This window comes from Streptomyces sp. NPDC018026, from assembly GCF_044327745.1.
GTDB classification, from domain to species: Bacteria; Actinomycetota; Actinomycetes; order Streptomycetales; family Streptomycetaceae; genus Streptomyces; species Streptomyces rubrogriseus.
The window spans coordinates 468270-486330 of the sequence record NZ_JBIRFY010000003.1 but is presented as its reverse complement, the minus strand read 5'-3'; the positions used below and the strand labels follow the sequence as shown (position 1 = coordinate 486330).

Sequence of the window (18061 nt, the reverse complement as noted above, 5' to 3'; positions counted from 1 at the left end):
ATGGATACCCTGCGGCCCGCGGGCCGCAGGGCGGCGGGTCAGCGCAGTCCGGCGAAGAGGTCGTTCTCCGGCACCGCCGCGCCGGTGGTGTCCCGGACGCGTACGAAGGTCTCCATGCCCATCAGCTCGCCGAACCTCTCCTTGCCCATCCCGAGGAAGAAGATGTTCTCGCCCTGGCTGGCGTGGGCGGCCAGGGCGTCATACTTCTGGCCACTGAACGCGGTGGTGTCCACCCAGGTGGTGATCTCTTCGTCGGGGAGGCCGATCTCGGCCATCGCGGCGGCCTCGGCGGGGTCCGGCTCCGGCATGTCCGGTTGGAACTCGCGCATGATCTCGCCGAACCGCTGCGTCATCGAGCGGGGCGCCGTGGTCCAGTACACCTTCGGCGCCGGCGTCGTCATCTCCAGCGCCGCCATGGTGATGCGGTGGGCCTGGATGTGGTCGGGGTGGCCGTAGAAGCCGTTCTCGTCGTAGGTGACGACCACGTCGGGCCGGTAGTGCCGCATGAGTTCCGCGAGGCGGGCGGCGCCTTCCTCCACCGGGGTCCGCCAGAAGGAACCGGGGGCGTCGTTGCTCGGCCAGCCCATCATTCCGGAGTCGGCGTAGTCGAGGGTCTCCAGATCGCTGATCTTCAGGACGTCACGGCTCTCCTCCAGTTCCCGTCGGCGCATCCGGGCGACGGCCGCCGGATCGTGCCCGGGATCGCCCGGCTTGACGCCTCCCGGTCCGTCACCGCAACCGCCGTCGGTACATGTCACGAGGACCGTGCGGATGCCCTCCGCCGCGTACCGCGCCAGGACCCCGCCGGTGCTCGTGGCCTCGTCGTCGGGGTGGGCGTGCACGGCCATGAGCGTCAAGGGTCGGTCGGTCATGAAGCAGTCCTCCTGCTGGGATACGTCTTGCTCCGGACACGGCGGGCGCGGATGCGGCGCCGGTCCCTCCGCCGATGCAACAGCGTGTGACGGCTCCCCTGTTCCCGGCCCGCCGCCGCAGGTTACCGCCACGGGCCGTCGTCGGCCGGGCGGGCGGTGTTCAGCTCGGCGCCACCGGACGGTCGGCGCGGGTGAGCAGCATGCGCACTGATCGCCATCCGTCACCCGGTCAGTGGAGCCCAGATGAGCACAGAGGAACAGAGCAGTGGCCGCCGTCACCCCGACAGACGCGTGCTGTTGCGTGCGGCGGTGGCCGTACCGGCGGCCGGTGCCGCGGTCGCCGGCACGGCCGCCGTCCCGGCACGGGCGGCCGACTCGGCCGACGCGGCCGGCCGGTCCGGCGGCCGCTTCGATGCCGACAGTCCGCGGTTCGCCCTGGCGGTGCTGCCCGACACCCAGTACCTGTTCGACGCCGACAGCGCCGATCCGACCCCGCTGCGGGCGACGTTCCGCCACCTCGTCACCGAGCGGGCCGCGGCCAACATCGCGTTCATGACGCACCTCGGCGACGTCACCGAGCACGGCACCGAGGCCGAGATCCGTCTCGCGGCCGACACCTTCCGCGTCCTGCACGGCCGGGTCCCGTACAGCGTTCTGGCGGGCAACCACGACATCCGCTCGTCCACGGACGACCAGCGGGGCGACTCCGCCTACCTCTCCGCGTTCGGTCCCGACCGCTACCAATCCATGCCGACGTTCGGCGGTGCCTCGCCCGACGGCTACAACAGCTACCACGTCCTGCGGGCCGGCGGGCGGCAGTGGCTCGTCCTCGCCCTGGACTGGCGGGTCTCCGACCAGGGGCTGGCGTGGGCGCGGCAGGTGCTCGCCCGGCATCCCACCCTGCCGGCGGTGCTGACCACGCACGACATCGCCTGGTCCGGCGACGACGGCGAGGCCCGTCTGTCCGACCACGGCCAACGTCTGTGGGACGGCCTGATCAAGGGGAGCGACCAGATCTTCCTGGCGCTGGGCGGGCACTACTGGCCGCCCGGCCGCACCGTGCTGACCAACGACGCCGGGCACGACGTCCACGTCCACATCACCAACTACCAGGACCGCTACTACGGCGGCGCGGGCATGATCCGCACCTACGGCTTCGACCTGGTGCGCGGGGTCGTCGACGTGGAGACGTTCGCGCCCTGGTTCCTCGCCCGGGACCCCGCGGCGCGCTCCCCGCTGGCGGCCGAGACGCTGGAACTCACCGGCCCCACCGACCGGTTCACGCTCGGCATCGACTTCGACCAGCGGTTCGCCGGTTTCGCCCCCGTACCCACGCCGAAGCCCCGGCCGGCCCGGGCCGTGATGCCCCGCGGCACCCTCGCCTACTGGCGCTTCGACGGGTCCGGAACCGAGGCGGCCCAGCAGCCCGGTGCGCCCCTGCCCGACGGCACCGTGGTCAGGGACCTCACCGGCCGGGGAAACGACCTGACGGTGCGCCGGCTGCACGCCTCCGGCGCCGACGCGCTCACGTGGTCGCGGGACCACCACCGCGGCCAGCCCGCGCACGCCAGCCTCCGCTTCGACGGCGGTCAGGGCCCCGACCGCGGTGCCGTCCTCACCACCGCGGACGGGGCGGCCCTGAACAGTGAGAAGTTCCTGCGCGGGTACACCATCGAGACCTTCGTCCGGCTGCCCGAGCCGTTCGAGGGCAACCACGACTGGATGGGCATCCTCAGCTGGGAGGGCCGCAACGGCGACGCGGGCAAGACGACGGGCTGGTCCCCGCTGGAACCGACGTGCAGCCTGAACCTGTCCCCCGAGCGGTTTCTCCAGTTCGTCGTCTACCCGCACCGGCAGGACGCCGACCCCACGTCGTGGAGCCATGCCGTCCCGGTCGGGCGCTGGATGCACATCGCCGTCGTCAACGACGGCCGCCGTACGGTGATGTACGTGGACGGATCGAGGATCGCGCGCAATCCCGCACAGCCGTCGACCGGGATCGCCACCCTCGGCAAGCCCTTCGTCCTCGGCGGCACGCAGTTCGACGAACGGTTCGGGCAGGGCTTCTACGGCTGGCTGGGCGACACCCGGATCGTCGGGCGCCCCCTGCCGGTACGGGAGTTCCTCACTCCGGTGGACTGAACGGCGTCACGGTGGCACCCGTGGGGTCGTTCGGGCCCGGCGTGAGGGGAAGGGGGCCCAGGGACTCGCCCTCCCAGAGCAGCGCTCGCCATCCCTGACCGGGCGAACCGGAGAGGATGACGATTCCGGTGTTCGCCAGGGGGTGCCCCGCGGCGTGGGCGACGTCCACGTTGTCGGCCCGCGCCGCCACCCACATGCGGATGGCGGCGCCGTGGCTGACCATGGCCGCGGTCTCGGCGCCGCCCCGGTGCGCCTCGGCCACCACGGCGTCGAAGCGGGCCAGCGCCTCCACCCCGTTCTCGCCGCCGGGCATACGGAGCCGCACGTCACCCGCGGACCAGGCGAAGGCGGTGTGCATGTAGGTGTGTGCCGCCTCCTCGTCGCCGCGCATTTCCAGGTCGCCCGCGGTCAGCTCCCGGATCCCGGCCCGGACCCGGACCTCCAGTCCCCTCGCCGAGGCCAGGGGCGCGGCGGTCAGCTGCGTGCGCACCAGCGTCGACGCGTACAGGGCGTCGATCTTCTCCGACGCCAGGGCCTCGGGCAGCGCCGCCGCCTGTTCCTGGCCGAGGGCGGTCAGGCCGGGGCCCGGCTCGGCCGTGTCCAGGAGGTGCTTGAGATTGGACGGGGTCTGGCCGTGCCTGATGAGCAGGAGACGCATGCGACGGGGACTTTCTGCGGGACGACGGGGGGCAGGGCATCTCCACTGTGCCACGCGCCGCCGGTGTCCCGGGCCTCACCAGTCGTGGACGGTGCCGTCGCCGAGGCGGTTCACGGGCAGGTAGGCGGGCTCGTAGGGGAAGCGGGCCGCGGCCGCGTCGTCGAGTTCGACGCCGAGGCCGGGGCTCTCGCCGGGGTGCAGGAGGCCGTCCTCGAAGCGGTAGGAGGTGCGGAACACCTCAAGGGTGTCCGGGGCGTGGCGCATGTACTCCTGGATGCCGAAGTTGTGCACGGCGAGGTCGAGGTGCAGGGCGGCCGCCATGCCCACCGGTGAGATGTCGGTCGGACCGTGCATGCCGGACTTGATGCCGTACACGGCGGCCATGTCGAGCAGCTTGCGTACGGCGGTGATGCCGCCGGTGTGCGTCACCGCCGAGCGGACGTAGTCGATCAGCCGTTCCTGGAGCAGCGTGGTGTAGTCGTGGACGGAGTTGAAGACCTCCCCGATGGCCAGCGGCGTGGTGGTGTGCTCCCGGATCAGCCGCAGTGCCCCCTGGTCCTCGCCCGGGGTCGCGTCCTCCAGCCAGAAGAGGTCGTAGGGTTCGAGGTCCTTGCCGAGCCGCGCCGCCTGGATGGGCGTCATGCGGTGGTGCCCGTCGTGCAGCAGGGGGATTTCGGGGCCGAAGGTGTGCCGTACGGCTTCGAAGACCTTGGGCATGTGGCGCAGGTAGGCGCGGGTGTCCCAGGTCTCTTCGGTGGGGCGCGGGTGCGCGGCACCGGTGCGGCGGGCGGGTTCGTAGTCGTAGCGGTCCCCGTCGCCGGCGGCGGAGGCGGCGACGCCGTACACGGAGTCCAGACCGGGGATGCCGCTCTGGATGCGGACGGCCCGGAAGCCGTCCGCCAGGTGTTCGCGCACCGAGCCGAGCAGTTCGGGTATGTCCCGGCCCGAGGCGTGGCCGTAGGCCAGGGCGCCCGTGCGGCAGGCGCCGCCGAGGAGTTGGTACACCGGCATGCCCGCCGCCTTGCCCTTGATGTCCCACAGCGCCATGTCCACCGCGGCGACGGCCGCCATGGTGACCGGGCCCCGGCGCCAGTAGGCGCCGCGGTACAGGTACTGCCAGGTGTCCTCGACGGCGTGCGCGTCCCGCCCGAGCAGCAGCGGGGCCACGTGCTCACGCAGGTAGGCCTCGACGGCCAGTTCGCGCCCGTTGAGGGTGGCGTCGCCGAGGCCGGTGAGCCCGTCCTCGGTGGTGATGCGCAGGGTGACGAAGTTGCGTCCCGGGCTGGTGACGACGACGTCGGCGGCGGTGATCTTCACAGGGGCGTTCCTCCTCGGCGACGCGCGCCCGGTGGTCAGGCCCGTGCCGGGGTCACGCGGGGTCGACGCGGGAAACCGTACCTCCGATGGCGAGGACGTACAGCTCCCCGTCGCCGTCCTGGGCGAAGGACACGACCTCGCCGCCGTTCACCCCGAGGTCGTGCTCGGCGGTCACCCGGCCGTCCTCGATCTCCAGGGAGCGCAGTGTGCCGTCGCAGTAGTCGCTGTAGACGTACTGTCCCGCGAGGCCGGGGACCGCCTGGCCCCGGTACACGTAGCCGCCGGTGACGGAGCAGCCGAGGCCGGTGCGGTCGTACTCGTGGATCGGCGGAACGTGGTTAGCGGGCTCGGTGCCGCCGCGGAAGGGGTGCGTGCCCTCCATCTGCGACCAGCCGTAGTTCTCGCCGCCCGGGCTGCTCGCGGGCGCCCAGTCGATCTCCTCCCACTCGCTCTGGCCGACGTCGCCGATGAGCAGGTCGCCCGAGGCGGCGTCGAAGGAGAACCGCCAGGGGTTGCGCAGCCCGTACGACCAGATCTCGCCCCTGGCGTCCGGGTCGTCGGCGAAGGGGTTGTCCTCCGGGATGGCGTACGGGTCGCCGCCCTGCGGGTCGATCCGCAGCAGCTTGCCGAGCAGGGTGTCGAGCTTCTGGCCGTTGCCCTGGGGGTCGCCGCCGCCCCCTCCGTCCCCGAGCGCGATGTAGAGGTAGCCGTCGGGTCCGAACGTGATGGCGCCGCCGTTGTGGTTGGACTCGGGCTGCTCCTGGGTCAGGACGGTGCGCCGGGTGTCCTCCTGGACCGTGCCGTCCTGGACGGCGAACTCGTCGACGGTGCTGGTGCCTTCGAGGTCGGTGTAGGAGACGTAGAGGTGCGCGAACCGCTCGTCGAAGGCCAGGCCGAGCAGGCCGCGTTCGCCGTCGGTGGTGGTCTCGTCGGAGATGTCGAGCACGGGTTCGCCGAGTCCGTCGTCGTTAAAGACCCGGACGGTGCCGGCGCGTTCGGCGATCCAGACCGTGTCCTGCGGGCCCGCGGCACCGGCCGTCGGGTTCTGTGCCCGGGCCACCTCGGTCAGTGCGACCTGCGCCGCGGCCCGGGGTGTGCGGGACTCGTCGGCGGACGCCGTGGCCAGGGCCAGGGATCCTACGAGACCCGCTGTTGCGACGATCGCCGACATTCTGGTGCGCATGTTCACCATGGCCTCCCGGAGGCGGTGAGTGGGGGGAGTGCACCTGACTGCCCGGGCCGGACCTGGGGTCGCCCGGGCCGGCCGACGACTGGGGTGGGGGTGTCGTCGGCCACCGCCGAGAATAGGGCGTCGGGCGTTGCAGGCCCAGGCCAATACGCGCTACTTCTGGGCGGCCCCGGGCGGTCCGTCCAGGACCGTGGGAACGTACTCCAGCAGCTGGAGCCGGCCGTCGAAGGTGCGGCTCCCGACGAGGTCGAGGGTGACGTCCGGGTACTGGTCGAAGATCCGTTCCCTGCCCGTCGCCCCGGTGATGACCGGGAAGACGACCACACGGAAGCGGTCGACCAGACCGGCCCGGAGCAGCGAACGGCACAGGGTGAGGCTTCCCAGGGTGCGCAGGGGCCGCGTCCCGTTCCGCTTCATGTCCCACACGGCCGGGACCGGGTCCCCCTGGACCAGCTCCGTGTTGTCCCAGGACAGCGGGGTTCGGAGGGTCGAGGAGAACACCACCTTGGGCATCGCGGTGATCTCCTTGAAGCCGGGATCGTCGGGCATCTCGCGGGCGAAGCCGGACATCAGCCGGTACGTCGTGGCCCCCATGAGGCTCGTGTGCCGCTTCTCGGCGTCCCCGTCGAGCCAGGCGAGGTACTCGGGGCCCTCCATGCCCCAGAAGCCGGGCCAGCCGTCCGCGGCCGCGTATCCGTCGAGCGAGATGATGAAGTCGACCATGAGACTTGCCATGGGTCCGTTCCTCCCTGCGGTGGGTCTGCCAGGTATGCCGGATCAGCCGGATCTGTCTACCGGATACGACCGCTGCCGGGCCCGAAAGTCATCGCCGGAAAGCATTGGACGGGCCGAACTCCGCACTTGTAGCCTGCACGCGACCGTGACGCCGCCCGAGGAGGTGAGACCCATGAACGCTGTATCGACGTGGGTGCTCCCCCTTCCCGTCATGGCCGGCGACTGACACGGGTGTCGCCGGGAGCGCCTCGACCACAAGGCACTCCCGAAAGGCAACACCCATGAACTCTGGGCAGTTCACCGCCGAGCCGTCGTCCGAGGACACGGTGGAGCGCGACTTCGACGTGATCATCGCCGGATGCGGGCCGACCGGTGCGATGCTGGCCGCCGAGCTGCGGCTGCACGATGTGCGGGTACTCGTTCTGGAGAAGGAGACCGAGCCCGCGTCGTTCGTCCGGATCGTCGCCCTGCACATGCGCAGCATCGAGTTGATGGCCATGCGCGGACTGCTGGACCGCCTCCTCCGGCACGGCAGGCAGCGTCCGGTCGGCGGAGTCTTCGCCGCCATCCCCAAGCCCGCGCCCGAGGGCCTGGATTCCGAGTACGCGTATCTGCTGGGCATCCCGCAGCCGGTCGTCGTCCGGCTCCTCGAGGAACACGCGGCCTACCTGGGCGCGCGGATCCTGCACGGGGGCGCGGTCGCCGGTTTCGAGCAGGACGGCGAGGGGGTGACCGTGGAGTTGGCCGACGGGCGACGGCTGCGTTCGCGCTACCTCGTCGGCTGCGACGGCGGCCGCAGCACGGTGCGCAAACTGCTGGGCGTCCCGTTTCCCGGCGAGCCCTCGCGGAACGAGACGCTGATGGGCGAGATGGAAGTGGGGGTGCCTCCGGAGGAGGTCTCCGCCGAGGTGGCGCGGGTCCGTGAGACCCAGCAGCGGTTCTGGCTGCGGCCCTTCGGCGCGGGGGTCTACAGCGTCGTGGTCCCCGTCGTGGTCCCCCCCGCGGACGGCGGCGGCCGCTCACAACCGCCCGCTCTGGAGGACTTCCGGCGGCAGTTGCGCGCCGTCGCCGGAACCGACTTCGGCGTGCACTCGCCGCGCTGGCTGTCCAGCTTCGGGGACGCCACCCGGCTGGCCGAGCGCTACCGGGTCGGGCGGGTGCTGCTGGCCGGTGACGCGGCACACATCCATCCGCCCACCGGCGGGCAGGGACTCAACCTGGGCCTTCAGGACGCGTTCAACCTCGGCTGGAAGCTGGCCGCGCGGATTGGCGGCTGGGCGCCGGACACACTGCTGGACACCTACCAGGCCGAGCGCCGTCCGGTCGCCGAGGACGTACTGGACAACACCCGCGCGCAGATGGAACTGCACTCCACCGAACCGGGCGCGCGGGCCGTGCGCAGGCTGCTCACCGAACTGATGGACTTCGACGAGGTCAACCGCCGGCTCATCGAGAAGGTCACCGCGACCGGCATCCGCTACGACTTCGGTGCGGGCCCCGACCTGCTCGGCCGCCGGATGCGGGACATCGGCGTCGGACAGGGCAACCTCTACGGTCTGCTGCGTCGCGGACGCGGCCTGCTGCTGGACCGCACCGAACGCCTGACCGTCGGCGGCTGGTCGGACCGGGTCGACCGGCTCGCGGACCCCACCGCGGCGCTGGACGTCCCGTGCGTCCTGCTCCGTCCGGACGGCCACGTCGCCTGGATCGGCGACGATCAGCGGGACCTGGACGAGCACCTCGCCCGCTGGTTCGGCGAGCCCGTCGGCTGACCCGGCGCCGGCGGCCCACGGGGCGGCCGGGGCGGCCGTTCAACGGGACGGCTGGACCCGGTCGAAGACGGCGAGGGCCGCGGCGGGATCCGGGCTCACGAGGCGTTCCAGACCGGCCGTCGTGATCTTCGCCCACCGTCCGGCCCGTGCCCACATCCGTTCCTCGAAGGCGCGGACCGCGTCGTCCGGATCCGCGGGGCCCTCGGCGAGTGTCTCGGCGAGTTCGGCGCCTTCCAGCAGCGCGAGGTTGGCGCCCGCCCCCAGGGGAGGCATCAGATGGGCGGCGTCGCCCAGGAGCGTCACTCCGGGGACGTGGGTCCAGGTGTGGGACACGGGCAGGACGTGCAGCGGCCGGTGGACGAACGCGGTGCCGTGGCGAAGGAGGTCGAGGACGGGAGGGGTCCAGCCGTCGAACAGCGGCAGAAGACGCGACCGCACGGCCTCCGCGTCCCCGAGGTCGAGGTGCGCGTGCCAGTCCAGTGGCGCGCGGAACTGGGCGTGAACCTTGACGTGGCCGCCGCTGTTGCGCTGGGCGACGAGCGCCCGGTTCACGCCGTACACGGCCACCGAGCCGTCGCCGACCAGCTGGGCGAGGTCGGGGTGACGGGTGTCGACGTCGTCCAGTGACGTCTCGACCGAGGTGACGCCGGTGTAGTGCGGCGTCACCGGGGAGACCGCCGGGCGGGTGCGGGACCACGCACCGTCCGCGCCGACCACCAGATCGAACGTCTCCTGGTGCCCGTCCTCGAAATGGACCAGTACACCGTCCCGGGCCCCCGGCACCACCTGCGTCACGCCCTGGCCCCACCGGACGTCGAGCGGGCCGAGCAGCAGGTCACGGAGTTGCCCGCGGTCGATCTCCGGATTGGCCCGTTCCGCCGGATCCGGCCGCCAGTCGCGCAGTACGGTCCCGTCCGGGTCCAGGATGCGCATGGCCTGGCCCTCGGGCCGGGACAGCGCCTGGAACTCGGCCAGCAGTCCCGCCTTGTCCATGGCGAGCTGGCCCAGCCCTTCGTGCAGGTCCAGGGTGCCGCCCGGGGGGCGGGCGTCGGGAGCGGGATCGCGTTCGAGGACGGCGACGGGGCGGTCGTGGCGGTGCATGACACGGGCGAAGGCGAGTCCCGCGGGACCGCCGCCGACCACCGCGATACGTTGTCTATCTCGTTTACGATGTCTCATGTCGATACAGTGTATTTTCCATCTACGGCGTATCGCAACAGTACGGTGGGGGCATGACTGTCTGGGACCGGCCGGAGCCGCCGCATCGCCCCGTGCCGCTCGACCGCGGGCGGATCGTCGCCGCCGCGATCGCGCTCGCCGACGAGGGCGGCCTGGCGGCGGTGTCCGTGCGCAAGGTGGCGGCCCGGCTGGACGCCGGGCCGATGCGGCTGTACGGGTTCATCTCCACCAAGGACGAGCTGTTCGACCTCATGGTGGACGCGGTGTACGCGGAGATCCTCCCCGAGGAACGGGCCGGTGACTGGCGCGAGGCACTGGGCGCCCTGGCCCACCGGACCCGGCAGGCCGCTCTGCGGCACCCATGGCTGGCCGACCTGCTCGGCGGCCGCCCGGCCCTGGGGCCGAACGGTCTCGCCGTGGCCGAGGCGACCCTGGCCGCGCTCGACGGCCTGGCCGACGTCGACACCGCCATGCGCGCCGTGGAGACGGTCAGCGCCTACTTCACCGGAGCCGTCCGGCGCGAGATCGCGGACCTGCGGGCGGAGCGCGCGACGGGCCTGTCCAAGCCCGAGTGGCAGCGCGCCCACGGCCCGCACCTGACCCGGATGCTGGCCACGGGCCGCTACCCGGCGCTGGCCAGGGCGGTGCACGACGGCACGCACGTGGGTGCCGAGGAGTCCTTCACGGCCGGCCTGGACTGGGTCCTCGACGCCGTGGCCGTCAGGCTCGCCCGGCCGCCAGGGAGTTGACGTCCGCGCCTGCTCGGCGCGGGTGGCGGGCACCGCGGGATTCCCGGGCGGGGACGGGTTCGAGCCGGTAGGCGTCCTCGTGGGCGACGACGCGGCCCGCGGTGGGCGGTGCGAAGTGGGTGCCCAGGACGAGGGTGTCCGTGCCGGCGAGTGAGCCGAGCAGCTCGCGGCGGGTCGCCTCGGACCGTCGCGGGTCGATGTCGACGCAGGCCCCGACGGCGGGGTGGGCGAGCTGGACGGGGTGGTGGACGCAGTCGCCGGTGACCAGGGCCTTTCGGCCGCGGCTGGTCAGCTCGACGGCGAGGTGGCCGGGCGTGTGCCCCGGGGTGGGGATCAGGCGCAGCCCCGGGGCCGCCTCCACCCCTGCGGCGGGGACGTCGACGAGGTCGAGCAGTCCCGCCTCCTCCACCGGGATCACGGAGTCGCGGAACATCTGCCTGCGTGCCTCCTCCATGTCGTACCCGGCCCAGAACTCGCGCTCGGTGCGCGAGGTCAGGTAGCGGGCGTTGCGGAAGGTGGGCACCCACTCCCCGTTCGCCTCACGGGTGTTCCAGCCGACGTGGTCGGCGTGCAGGTGGGTGAGGATCACCAGGTCGACGGAGTCCGGGGGGAATCCGGCGGCGGTCAGCCGCCGGAGGAAGTCGGTGCGCAGGTCGTGCCAGGCGGGGTTGGCCCGCTCCTTGCCGTTGCCGATGCCGGTGTCCACCAGCACCCGCAGCCCGCCGACGGCGAAGGCGAAGCTGTGGCTGTCGATGCGCAGGGTGCCCTCGTGATCGGCGAAGTGGGGGCGCAGCCAGTGCTGTCCGGCGACGAGGTCCGGTGTGGCGGCGGGGAGCAGCCATGCTCCGGTGGCGGCGGGCAGGGGGACCTCGTCGACGCGGTGCACGAGGACGTCGCCCACGGTCCAGGAAGGGACGGCGGTCCGGTGGGCGGCCGGTGCGGTGCTCATGATCGGTTTCCTCCGGGTGGCGGGCGGTGGACCCGGGAGCGGATCCTTCGCGCTAATGCAATCTGTTTGCTTTAAGTCCACGGTAGGACCTACAGTCCACCAAACGCAAACACTTAGCTTTTGAGTCACGGAGTCCGCTCCGCCGCTCCAGCCCCGGGAGAGAACCCCATGTCCGCCTCCGAACTCACCCCGCCCGAAGCCGCCCGCTGGGCCGCCCGTGCCGGACTCCCGCTGCCCGCGGACCGCCATGCCGCCCTCGCCGCCACCGCCGACCACATCCACTCCGTCGTCGCCGTCCTGCGGGAGCTGGACTTCGCCGACACCCCGCCCGCCCCCGCCTACCGCGCGGAACAGGAGTCCCCCGATGCAGCCCTGTGAACTGACCCTCGGCGCGGCCGCCGACGCCGTCCGGGCCCGGCGCCTGTCACCCGTCGAGCTGCTGGACTCCGTCCTGGAACGCGTCGGACGGACGGAGCCGCACCTCTGCGCCTACGTCACCGTCACCGAGGAGCACGCCCGCCGGGCGGCGCGGGAGGCCGCGGACGACATCGCGGCCGGCCGCCACCGCGGCCCGCTGCACGGCATCCCGATGGCGCTGAAGGACCTGATCGACGTCGCCGGCGTGCCGACGTCCGCCAGTTCCCGGGTCCGCACCGGCCACCGGGCCGGGGCGAGCAGCACGGTCGCCGCCCGGCTGGCGGCCGCCGGCGCGGTCCTGGTGGGCAAGACCCACACCCACGAGTTCGCCTACGGACTGACCACCCCGCAGACCCGCAACGCCTGGGACACCGGCCGGGTGGCCGGAGGGTCCAGCGGCGGATCGGCCGTCGCCGTCGCCGCGGGCTCCGCGACCTTCGCCCTCGGCACCGACACGGGCGGTTCGATCCGGGTGCCCGCCGCCCTGAACGGGGTGGTCGGCCTCAAGCCGACGTACGGCCTCGTCCCCCGCCACGGCGTCACCTCCCTGTCCTGGTCGCTGGACCACGTCGGCCCGATCACCCGTACCGTCGCGGACGCCGCCCTGGTCCTGGGGGCCCTGACCGGGCACGACCCCCGCGACCCCGCCTCCCTGGCCGCACCCGCCACGCAGTACCGGCCGACCGCGGGCGCCGACCTCACCGGTCTGCGCGTCGGCGTGCCGCGCACCTACTACTTCGACCACGTCGACCCGGAGGTGGAAGCCGCCGTCCGGCGCGCGATCGACCAGCTCCAGGCGCTCGGCGCACGGCTCGTCGAGGTCGAGATCCCCCTGACCCGCTACATCCGGGCCACCCAGTGGGGCCTGATGGTGCCCGAGGCCACCGCCTACCACGAGCGCACCCTGCGCACCGTCCCCGAGCTCTACCAGGCCGACGTCCGCGTCCTGCTGGAGGCCGGCGAACTGATGTCCGCCGGGGACTACCTGCGCGCCCAGCGCTCCCGCACCCTGATGCGGCGGGAGTGGGCGCGCCTGCTGCGGGAGGTCGACCTGATCGCCGCCCCCGCCGTCCCGGCGACCGCCGTCGGGGCCGGCCAGGAGACGGTCACCTGGCCGGACGGCACTTCGGAGGCGGTCTCCGACGCCTATGTCCGCCTGTCGGCCCCCGCCAACATCACCGGGGTGCCGTCCCTGTCCCTGCCGGTCGGCCACGACACCGCGGGGCTGCCCATCGGCATGCAGCTGCTCGGGCGACCGCTGGGCGAGAGTGTGCTCCTGCGGGCCGGTCACGCCTACGAGCAGACCCGGCCCGCTCACGGACTCGCGCGCGTGGCCTGAAGGAACGCCCCTCTTGACGCAACGTGTTTGCTTTAAGCTGGTGCCATGAGCAGGCAGATGGTGCGCCCCGGCGGGCGCAGCGCCCGGGTCCAGGCGGCGGTGCACACCGCCGTGCGCGAGCTCGCCTCCGAGGTGGGGCGGGACGCGCTGACCGTACCGCTGGTCGCCCGGCGGGCGGGCGTGACGCCGTCGACGGTCTACCGCCGCTGGGGAGACCTGCAGGAACTGCTGTCGGACGTCGCGGTCGAGCGCCTGCGGCCCGACACCGCCCCCGAGGACCACGGCGGGCTGGGCTCCGACCTGACGGCGTGGGCCGAGCAGTTCCTCGACGAGATGGCCTCCCCCACCGGCCGTGCCTACATCCGCGACGCGCTGCTCGGCGACCCGGACGGCGGCAACGCCGGCCGGTGCTCCGCCTACGCCGCCGACCAGCTCGGCGTGGTCCTCACCCGCGCGGCCGGACGCGGGGACGACGTGCCCGACGTCGAGACGGTCATGGACCGCGTCGTCGCCCCCCTGATGTACCGCATCCTCTTCCGCCCGGACGGACTCAACGCGGCATACGCGCGCCGGCTGGTCGCGGAGGTCCTCGGGCCGACCGGTCCCTGACCGGCCGCGTCCAAGAACGACGGCCGTCTCTCGTGCCGCGTCGCCCTCCCGTGGGTACGGAACCGGTCAACAACGCCTCCACGAGAGACTGGACATGACTGGACACCAATCCGCTCACCACCCGCCTCGGCGCGTCGGCGTCGTCGCCGAGTCCCTGCCCGGGGAGACGCGCGTCGCCGCGACGCCTTCGACGGTTCGCCAGCTCCTCGGCCTCGGTTACGAGGTCGTCGTCGAGTCGGGGGCCGGCGCGGCCTCCGGCTTCGGCGACGACGCCTACGCCGAGGCGGGGGCGGGCATCGGCGAGGCCTGGGCCGCGGACCTCGTACTCAAGGTCAACGCGCCGACCGCCGACGAGACCGCCGCACTGCGCGAAGGAACGACGCTGGTGGCCCTCCTGGCACCGGCGCAGCGGCCCGAGCTGCTCGAGGCGCTCTGCGCGCGGGGCGTCACGGCGCTCGCCCTGGACGCGGTGCCGCGCATATCGCGGGCGCAGTCGATGGACGTGCTCAGCTCCATGGCGAACATCGCCGGGTACCGGGCCGTGATCGAGGCCGCGCACGTCTTCGGCCGCTTCTTCACCGGGCAGGTCACCGCCGCGGGCAAGGTACCACCGGCGAAGGTCCTCGTCGCCGGGGCCGGGGTCGCCGGGCTCGCCGCCGTCGGGGCCGCCTCCAGCCTCGGTGCGATCGTCCGCGCCACCGACCCGAGGCCGGAAGTCGCGGACCAGGTGCGGTCCCTGGGCGGCGAGTACCTCGCGGTGGACGTGGCCCAGGAGGAGAGCGCCGACGGCTACGCGAAGGCCACGTCGGCCGACTACGACCGGGCCGCGGCCCTGCTCTACCACGAGCAGGCCCGTGACGTGGACGTCGTCATCACCACCGCGCTGATCCCCGGACGGCCCGCCCCGCGCCTGCTGACCGCCGACGACGTGGCGGCGATGCGGCCCGGCAGTGTCGTCGTCGACATGGCCGCCGCCCAGGGCGGCAACGTCGAGGGGACCGTCGCGGGCCGGACCGTGGTGACCGGCAACGGTGTGACCCTGATCGGCTACACGGACCTGGCGGCCCGGCTGCCCGCCCAGGCGTCGCAGCTGTTCGGCACCAATCTGGTCAACCTGCTCCGGCTGCTCACCCCCGGCAAGGACGGCCGGATCGTCATCGACTTCGACGACGTGGTGCAGCGGACCGTGACCGTGGTCCGCGCGGGCACGGTCACCTGGCCTCCCCCGCCGGTCGCCGTGTCGGCGGCCCCGCCCTCCACCGCTCCCCCGGCGGCGGCGCCCGCCGCACCGACGGGTGGGAAACCGCGCCGGCTCACCCCGGCGGGGCGCTTCGGCCTGATCGGCCTCGGCATGCTGGCGACCTTCCTGCTGGTCGCCTTCGCTCCGGCCCAACTCGCCCAGAACTTCACGGTGTTCGCGCTGGCCGTGGTCATCGGCTACTACGTGATCGGCAAGGTCCACCACTCCCTGCACACCCCGCTGATGTCGGTGACCAACGCCATCTCGGGGATTGTGGTGATCGGTGCCCTCGTGCAGATCGGGCACGAGAGCACGCTCGTCACCGTGCTGTCCTTCGTGGCGATCCTGCTGACGAGCGTGAACATATTCGGCGGTTTCGCCGTCACCCGCCGCATGCTGTCCATGTTCTCGAGAGGCGAGACCCGATGACGTCCATGACCGCCTCCCGCGCCGCCGACCTGGTGGCGGCCCTGCTGTTCGTCCTGAGCCTCGCCGGTCTGTCCCAGCACCGGACGTCACGCGCCGGTGTCGTGTACGGCATCGCGGGGATGGCCCTCGCCCTGGCGGCCACCGTCGTGGTCTCGGCGCGGAGCGTGTCCGCCGGCCCCGTCGCGCTGATCCTGCTCGCCATGGTGATCGGCGCCGCGATCGGGCTGTGGCGGGCCCGGCGCGTGGAGATGACGCAGATGCCCGAGCTGATCGCGGTGCTGCACAGCTTCGTCGGTCTCGCGGCCGTCCTGGTCGGCTGGAACAGCTATCTCGAGGTCGAGGCGCACGGCTCGCGGGGCCGGATCGCCGCCGACCTGATCGGCATCCACCACGCCGAGGTGTTCATCGGCGTCTTCATCGGCGCGGTCACCTTCACCGGCTCCGTGGTCGCGTACCTGAAGCTGTCCGCGCGGATCAAGTCCCGGCCGCTGACGCTGCCCGGCAAGAACGCCCTCAATCTGGGTGCGCTGGCCCTGTTCGCGGTGCTGACCGTCTGGTTCACCGTCAGCCCCGGCCTGCCCCTGATGGTGGCGGTCACGGTCCTGGCGCTCGCCCTGGGCTGGCACCTGGTGGCCTCCATCGGCGGCGGCGACATGCCCGTCGTCGTCTCGATGCTCAACAGCTACTCCGGCTGGGCCGCGGCGGCGGCCGGCTTCCTGCTCGACAACAACCTGCTCATCGTCACCGGCGCACTGGTCGGATCCTCGGGTGCGTATCTGAGCTACATCATGTGCCAGGCGATGAACCGTTCCTTCCTCTCCGTCATCGCGGGCGGCTTCGGCATCGAGGCTCCGCCGGGCGATGCGCGGGAGCAGGGCGAGCACCGTGAGGTACGGGCGCCCGAGGCGGCCGAACTGCTCGCGCGGGCACGGTCCGTGGTGATCACCCCCGGTTACGGCATGGCCGTGGCGCAGGCCCAGCACCCGGTCGCGGAGCTGACCCGGCGGCTGCGCGAGCGCGGCGTCGAGGTGCGCTTCGGTGTCCACCCCGTCGCGGGGCGGCTGCCCGGGCACATGAACGTGCTGCTGGCCGAGGCCAAGGTGCCCTACGACATCGTGCTGGAGATGGACGAGATCAACGACGACTTCGCGGACACCTCGGTCGTGCTGGTCATCGGCGCGAACGACACGGTCAATCCCTCGGCGACCGACGACCCCGCCAGTCCGATCGCGGGGATGCCCGTGCTGCGGGTCTGGGAGGCGGAACACGTCGTCGTGTTCAAGCGCTCGATGGCCTCCGGCTACGCGGGCGTGCAGAACCCGCTCTTCTTCCGGGACAACAGCAGCATGCTCTTCGGCGACGCCAAGCAGAGCGTCGAGGCGATCCTGGAGGCACTCGGGCCCGGAACCGGACGAGACCCTCGGACCGCCGCGCAGGGGGTGACGGCGGTGGGATGACGGCGATGCGGTGCGGTGCGGTGACGGCGGTGCCGGGCCGGTGGGCGCCGCGCGGAGGCCTCCCGTCGCCCTGCTCGGCGTACGGCCCGGCGATGTGCTCGGGGCCGCCCCCGCCGATCCTGCGCGGCAGGGCGGGCGGGGGCTCTCTCAGGACCCGTCCAGCCACTGGGCGAGCGCGGCCGCCTCGCTGTGGTCCACGTCCTTGGTGGCCGTGAGCAGGGTCACCCTGGCCCGGCCCGCCAGGTCGCGCAGGTGCTCCAGCGCGGCCTCGTGGTCGGGGTCCTCCAGTTCGGCGAAGTAGCGGCGCCGGAACTCGTCGTAGCGCTGTGGATCGTGGTGGTACCAGCGCCGCAGATCGGCCGACGGGGCGACGTCGCGCAGCCACTCGTCCAGACCGGCCTTCTCCTTGCTCATGCCGCGGGGCCACAGGCGGTCGACGAGCACGCGCTTGCCGTCCTGGGGCGTGGGGCTTTCGTAGATTCTCCGGTATCCGACCCGTGCCGTCATGAGCCACCTTCCGGACAGGACCTGAGCAGCGACATCCGTTCGAGTGAACCGCCGCGGGCGGACCCAAACACGGGGCCGGCGGTCACGGCCGCGTCAGTCGCGCACGTGCGGCCAGCCGGCCAGTCCCTCGGTGCCGGGAGGCTGCGCGACGGCCTTGTCCACGGAGTCGTGGAAGGAGTAGACCGCCCCCAGGCCGCCGAGCGCGAAGACGTGCAGGAGCCGCCGGTCCGGACAGGCGATCCGCAACGAGCCGTGACGGGTCCGGATGAGCTTGGTCACGGCCACGATCATGCCGAGGCCCATGGAGTCGATGAAGGGCGTGTCGCACAGGTCCAGGACGAAGTGCCGGTGCCCCTCGGCGAGCCGCCGGCCCACCTCGGCCCGGACGAGCGGCGCGAAGGCGATGTCGATCTCGTCGTCCGCCCGGACGACCGTCCAGCCGTTCGCCACGTGACAGCCGACCTGCCCGTACGGCCCTGCGACGCCCTGCTCACTCACGTT

The 18061-nt window shown here is 72.6% G+C and carries 17 protein-coding genes; 8 read left to right on the top strand and 9 right to left on the bottom strand.

Going from position 1 to position 18061, the window contains the following annotated elements; all coding sequences use genetic code 11:
• Positions 1–38 precede the first annotated feature (38 nt).
• A complete protein-coding gene (locus ACH4D3_RS12350) occupies positions 39–872 on the bottom strand; it encodes a PIG-L family deacetylase (protein ID WP_398320212.1) in 834 nt (277 codons plus the stop codon).
• A 243-nt stretch (positions 873–1115) separates the two neighbouring features.
• Between ACH4D3_RS12350 and ACH4D3_RS12345 the strand changes: the two genes are divergently transcribed.
• Positions 1116–3014, top strand: coding sequence for a LamG-like jellyroll fold domain-containing protein (locus ACH4D3_RS12345; protein WP_398320209.1), 1899 nt, complete (start codon positions 1116–1118; stop codon positions 3012–3014).
• Here ACH4D3_RS12345 and ACH4D3_RS12340 read toward each other — a convergent pair.
• From ACH4D3_RS12340 to ACH4D3_RS12325, 4 genes are all read right to left on the bottom strand, one after another.
• Entirely contained in the window at positions 2998–3672 is a 675-nt protein-coding gene (locus tag ACH4D3_RS12340) for a histidine phosphatase family protein (protein WP_398320206.1), read from the bottom strand. The genes ACH4D3_RS12345 and ACH4D3_RS12340 overlap by 17 nt on opposite strands.
• A 75-nt stretch (positions 3673–3747) precedes the next feature.
• Positions 3748–4989 carry a D-mannonate dehydratase ManD gene (gene manD, locus ACH4D3_RS12335; protein WP_398320203.1) on the bottom strand — a complete coding sequence of 414 codons (1242 nt, stop codon included), beginning with the start codon at positions 4987–4989 and terminating at the stop codon, positions 3748–3750.
• A gap of 52 nt (positions 4990–5041) precedes the next feature.
• On the bottom strand, positions 5042–6178 hold the full coding sequence (locus ACH4D3_RS12330; RefSeq protein ID WP_398321100.1) for a PQQ-dependent sugar dehydrogenase: 1137 nt from the start codon (positions 6176–6178) through the stop codon (positions 5042–5044).
• 153 nt (positions 6179–6331) lie between these two features.
• Entirely contained in the window at positions 6332–6913 is a 582-nt protein-coding gene (locus tag ACH4D3_RS12325) for a dihydrofolate reductase family protein (RefSeq protein ID WP_398320200.1), read from the bottom strand.
• Positions 6914–7194: 281 nt separating this feature from the next.
• Between ACH4D3_RS12325 and ACH4D3_RS12320 the strand changes: the two genes are divergently transcribed.
• Positions 7195–8685 (top strand): FAD-dependent monooxygenase, encoded by a 1491-nt coding sequence (locus tag ACH4D3_RS12320; RefSeq protein ID WP_398320197.1) that lies wholly within the window; start codon positions 7195–7197, stop codon positions 8683–8685.
• A gap of 39 nt (positions 8686–8724) precedes the next feature.
• Here the strand turns inward: ACH4D3_RS12320 and ACH4D3_RS12315 are convergent, their stop codons facing one another.
• Positions 8725–9864 (bottom strand): FAD-dependent oxidoreductase, encoded by a 1140-nt coding sequence (locus ACH4D3_RS12315; RefSeq protein WP_398320194.1) that lies wholly within the window; start codon positions 9862–9864, stop codon positions 8725–8727.
• Between the two features lie 53 nt (positions 9865–9917).
• Between ACH4D3_RS12315 and ACH4D3_RS12310 the strand changes: the two genes are divergently transcribed.
• A complete protein-coding gene (locus ACH4D3_RS12310; RefSeq protein ID WP_398320191.1) occupies positions 9918–10613 on the top strand; it encodes a TetR/AcrR family transcriptional regulator in 696 nt (231 codons plus the stop codon).
• Here the strand turns inward: ACH4D3_RS12310 and ACH4D3_RS12305 are convergent.
• Complete coding sequence (locus ACH4D3_RS12305; protein ID WP_398320188.1) at positions 10585–11562, bottom strand: MBL fold metallo-hydrolase; 978 nt, start codon at positions 11560–11562, stop codon at positions 10585–10587. The genes ACH4D3_RS12310 and ACH4D3_RS12305 overlap by 29 nt on opposite strands.
• Before the next feature lie 168 nt (positions 11563–11730).
• Here ACH4D3_RS12305 and ACH4D3_RS12300 point away from each other — a divergent pair, with 168 nt between their 5' ends.
• The 5 genes from ACH4D3_RS12300 to pntB all read left to right on the top strand — a co-directional run bounded on the left by ACH4D3_RS12300 (position 11731) and on the right by pntB (position 17053).
• On the top strand, positions 11731–11940 hold the full coding sequence (locus tag ACH4D3_RS12300) for a hypothetical protein (RefSeq protein ID WP_398320185.1): 210 nt from the start codon (positions 11731–11733) through the stop codon (positions 11938–11940).
• Positions 11927–13318 carry an amidase gene (locus tag ACH4D3_RS12295; RefSeq protein ID WP_398320182.1) on the top strand — a complete coding sequence of 464 codons (1392 nt, stop codon included), beginning with the start codon at positions 11927–11929 and terminating at the stop codon, positions 13316–13318. Before ACH4D3_RS12300 ends, ACH4D3_RS12295 begins: the two co-directional genes overlap by 14 nt.
• A 45-nt stretch (positions 13319–13363) precedes the next feature.
• Complete coding sequence (locus ACH4D3_RS12290; protein WP_398320179.1) at positions 13364–13927, top strand: TetR/AcrR family transcriptional regulator; 564 nt, start codon at positions 13364–13366, stop codon at positions 13925–13927.
• A 94-nt stretch (positions 13928–14021) separates the two neighbouring features.
• A complete protein-coding gene (locus ACH4D3_RS12285) occupies positions 14022–15596 on the top strand; it encodes a Re/Si-specific NAD(P)(+) transhydrogenase subunit alpha (protein WP_398320176.1) in 1575 nt (524 codons plus the stop codon).
• Positions 15593–17053, top strand: coding sequence for a Re/Si-specific NAD(P)(+) transhydrogenase subunit beta (gene pntB / locus ACH4D3_RS12280; protein WP_398320173.1), 1461 nt, complete (start codon positions 15593–15595; stop codon positions 17051–17053). The genes ACH4D3_RS12285 and pntB overlap by 4 nt, the downstream gene beginning before the upstream one ends.
• Positions 17054–17200: 147 nt before the next feature.
• Here pntB and ACH4D3_RS12275 read toward each other — a convergent pair whose 3' ends face one another.
• On the bottom strand, positions 17201–17560 hold the full coding sequence (locus tag ACH4D3_RS12275) for a DUF488 domain-containing protein (RefSeq protein WP_398320170.1): 360 nt from the start codon (positions 17558–17560) through the stop codon (positions 17201–17203).
• A gap of 93 nt (positions 17561–17653) precedes the next feature.
• Complete coding sequence (locus tag ACH4D3_RS12270; RefSeq protein WP_398320167.1) at positions 17654–18058, bottom strand: STAS domain-containing protein; 405 nt, start codon at positions 18056–18058, stop codon at positions 17654–17656.
• Between the last annotated feature and the right edge of the window lie 3 nt (positions 18059–18061).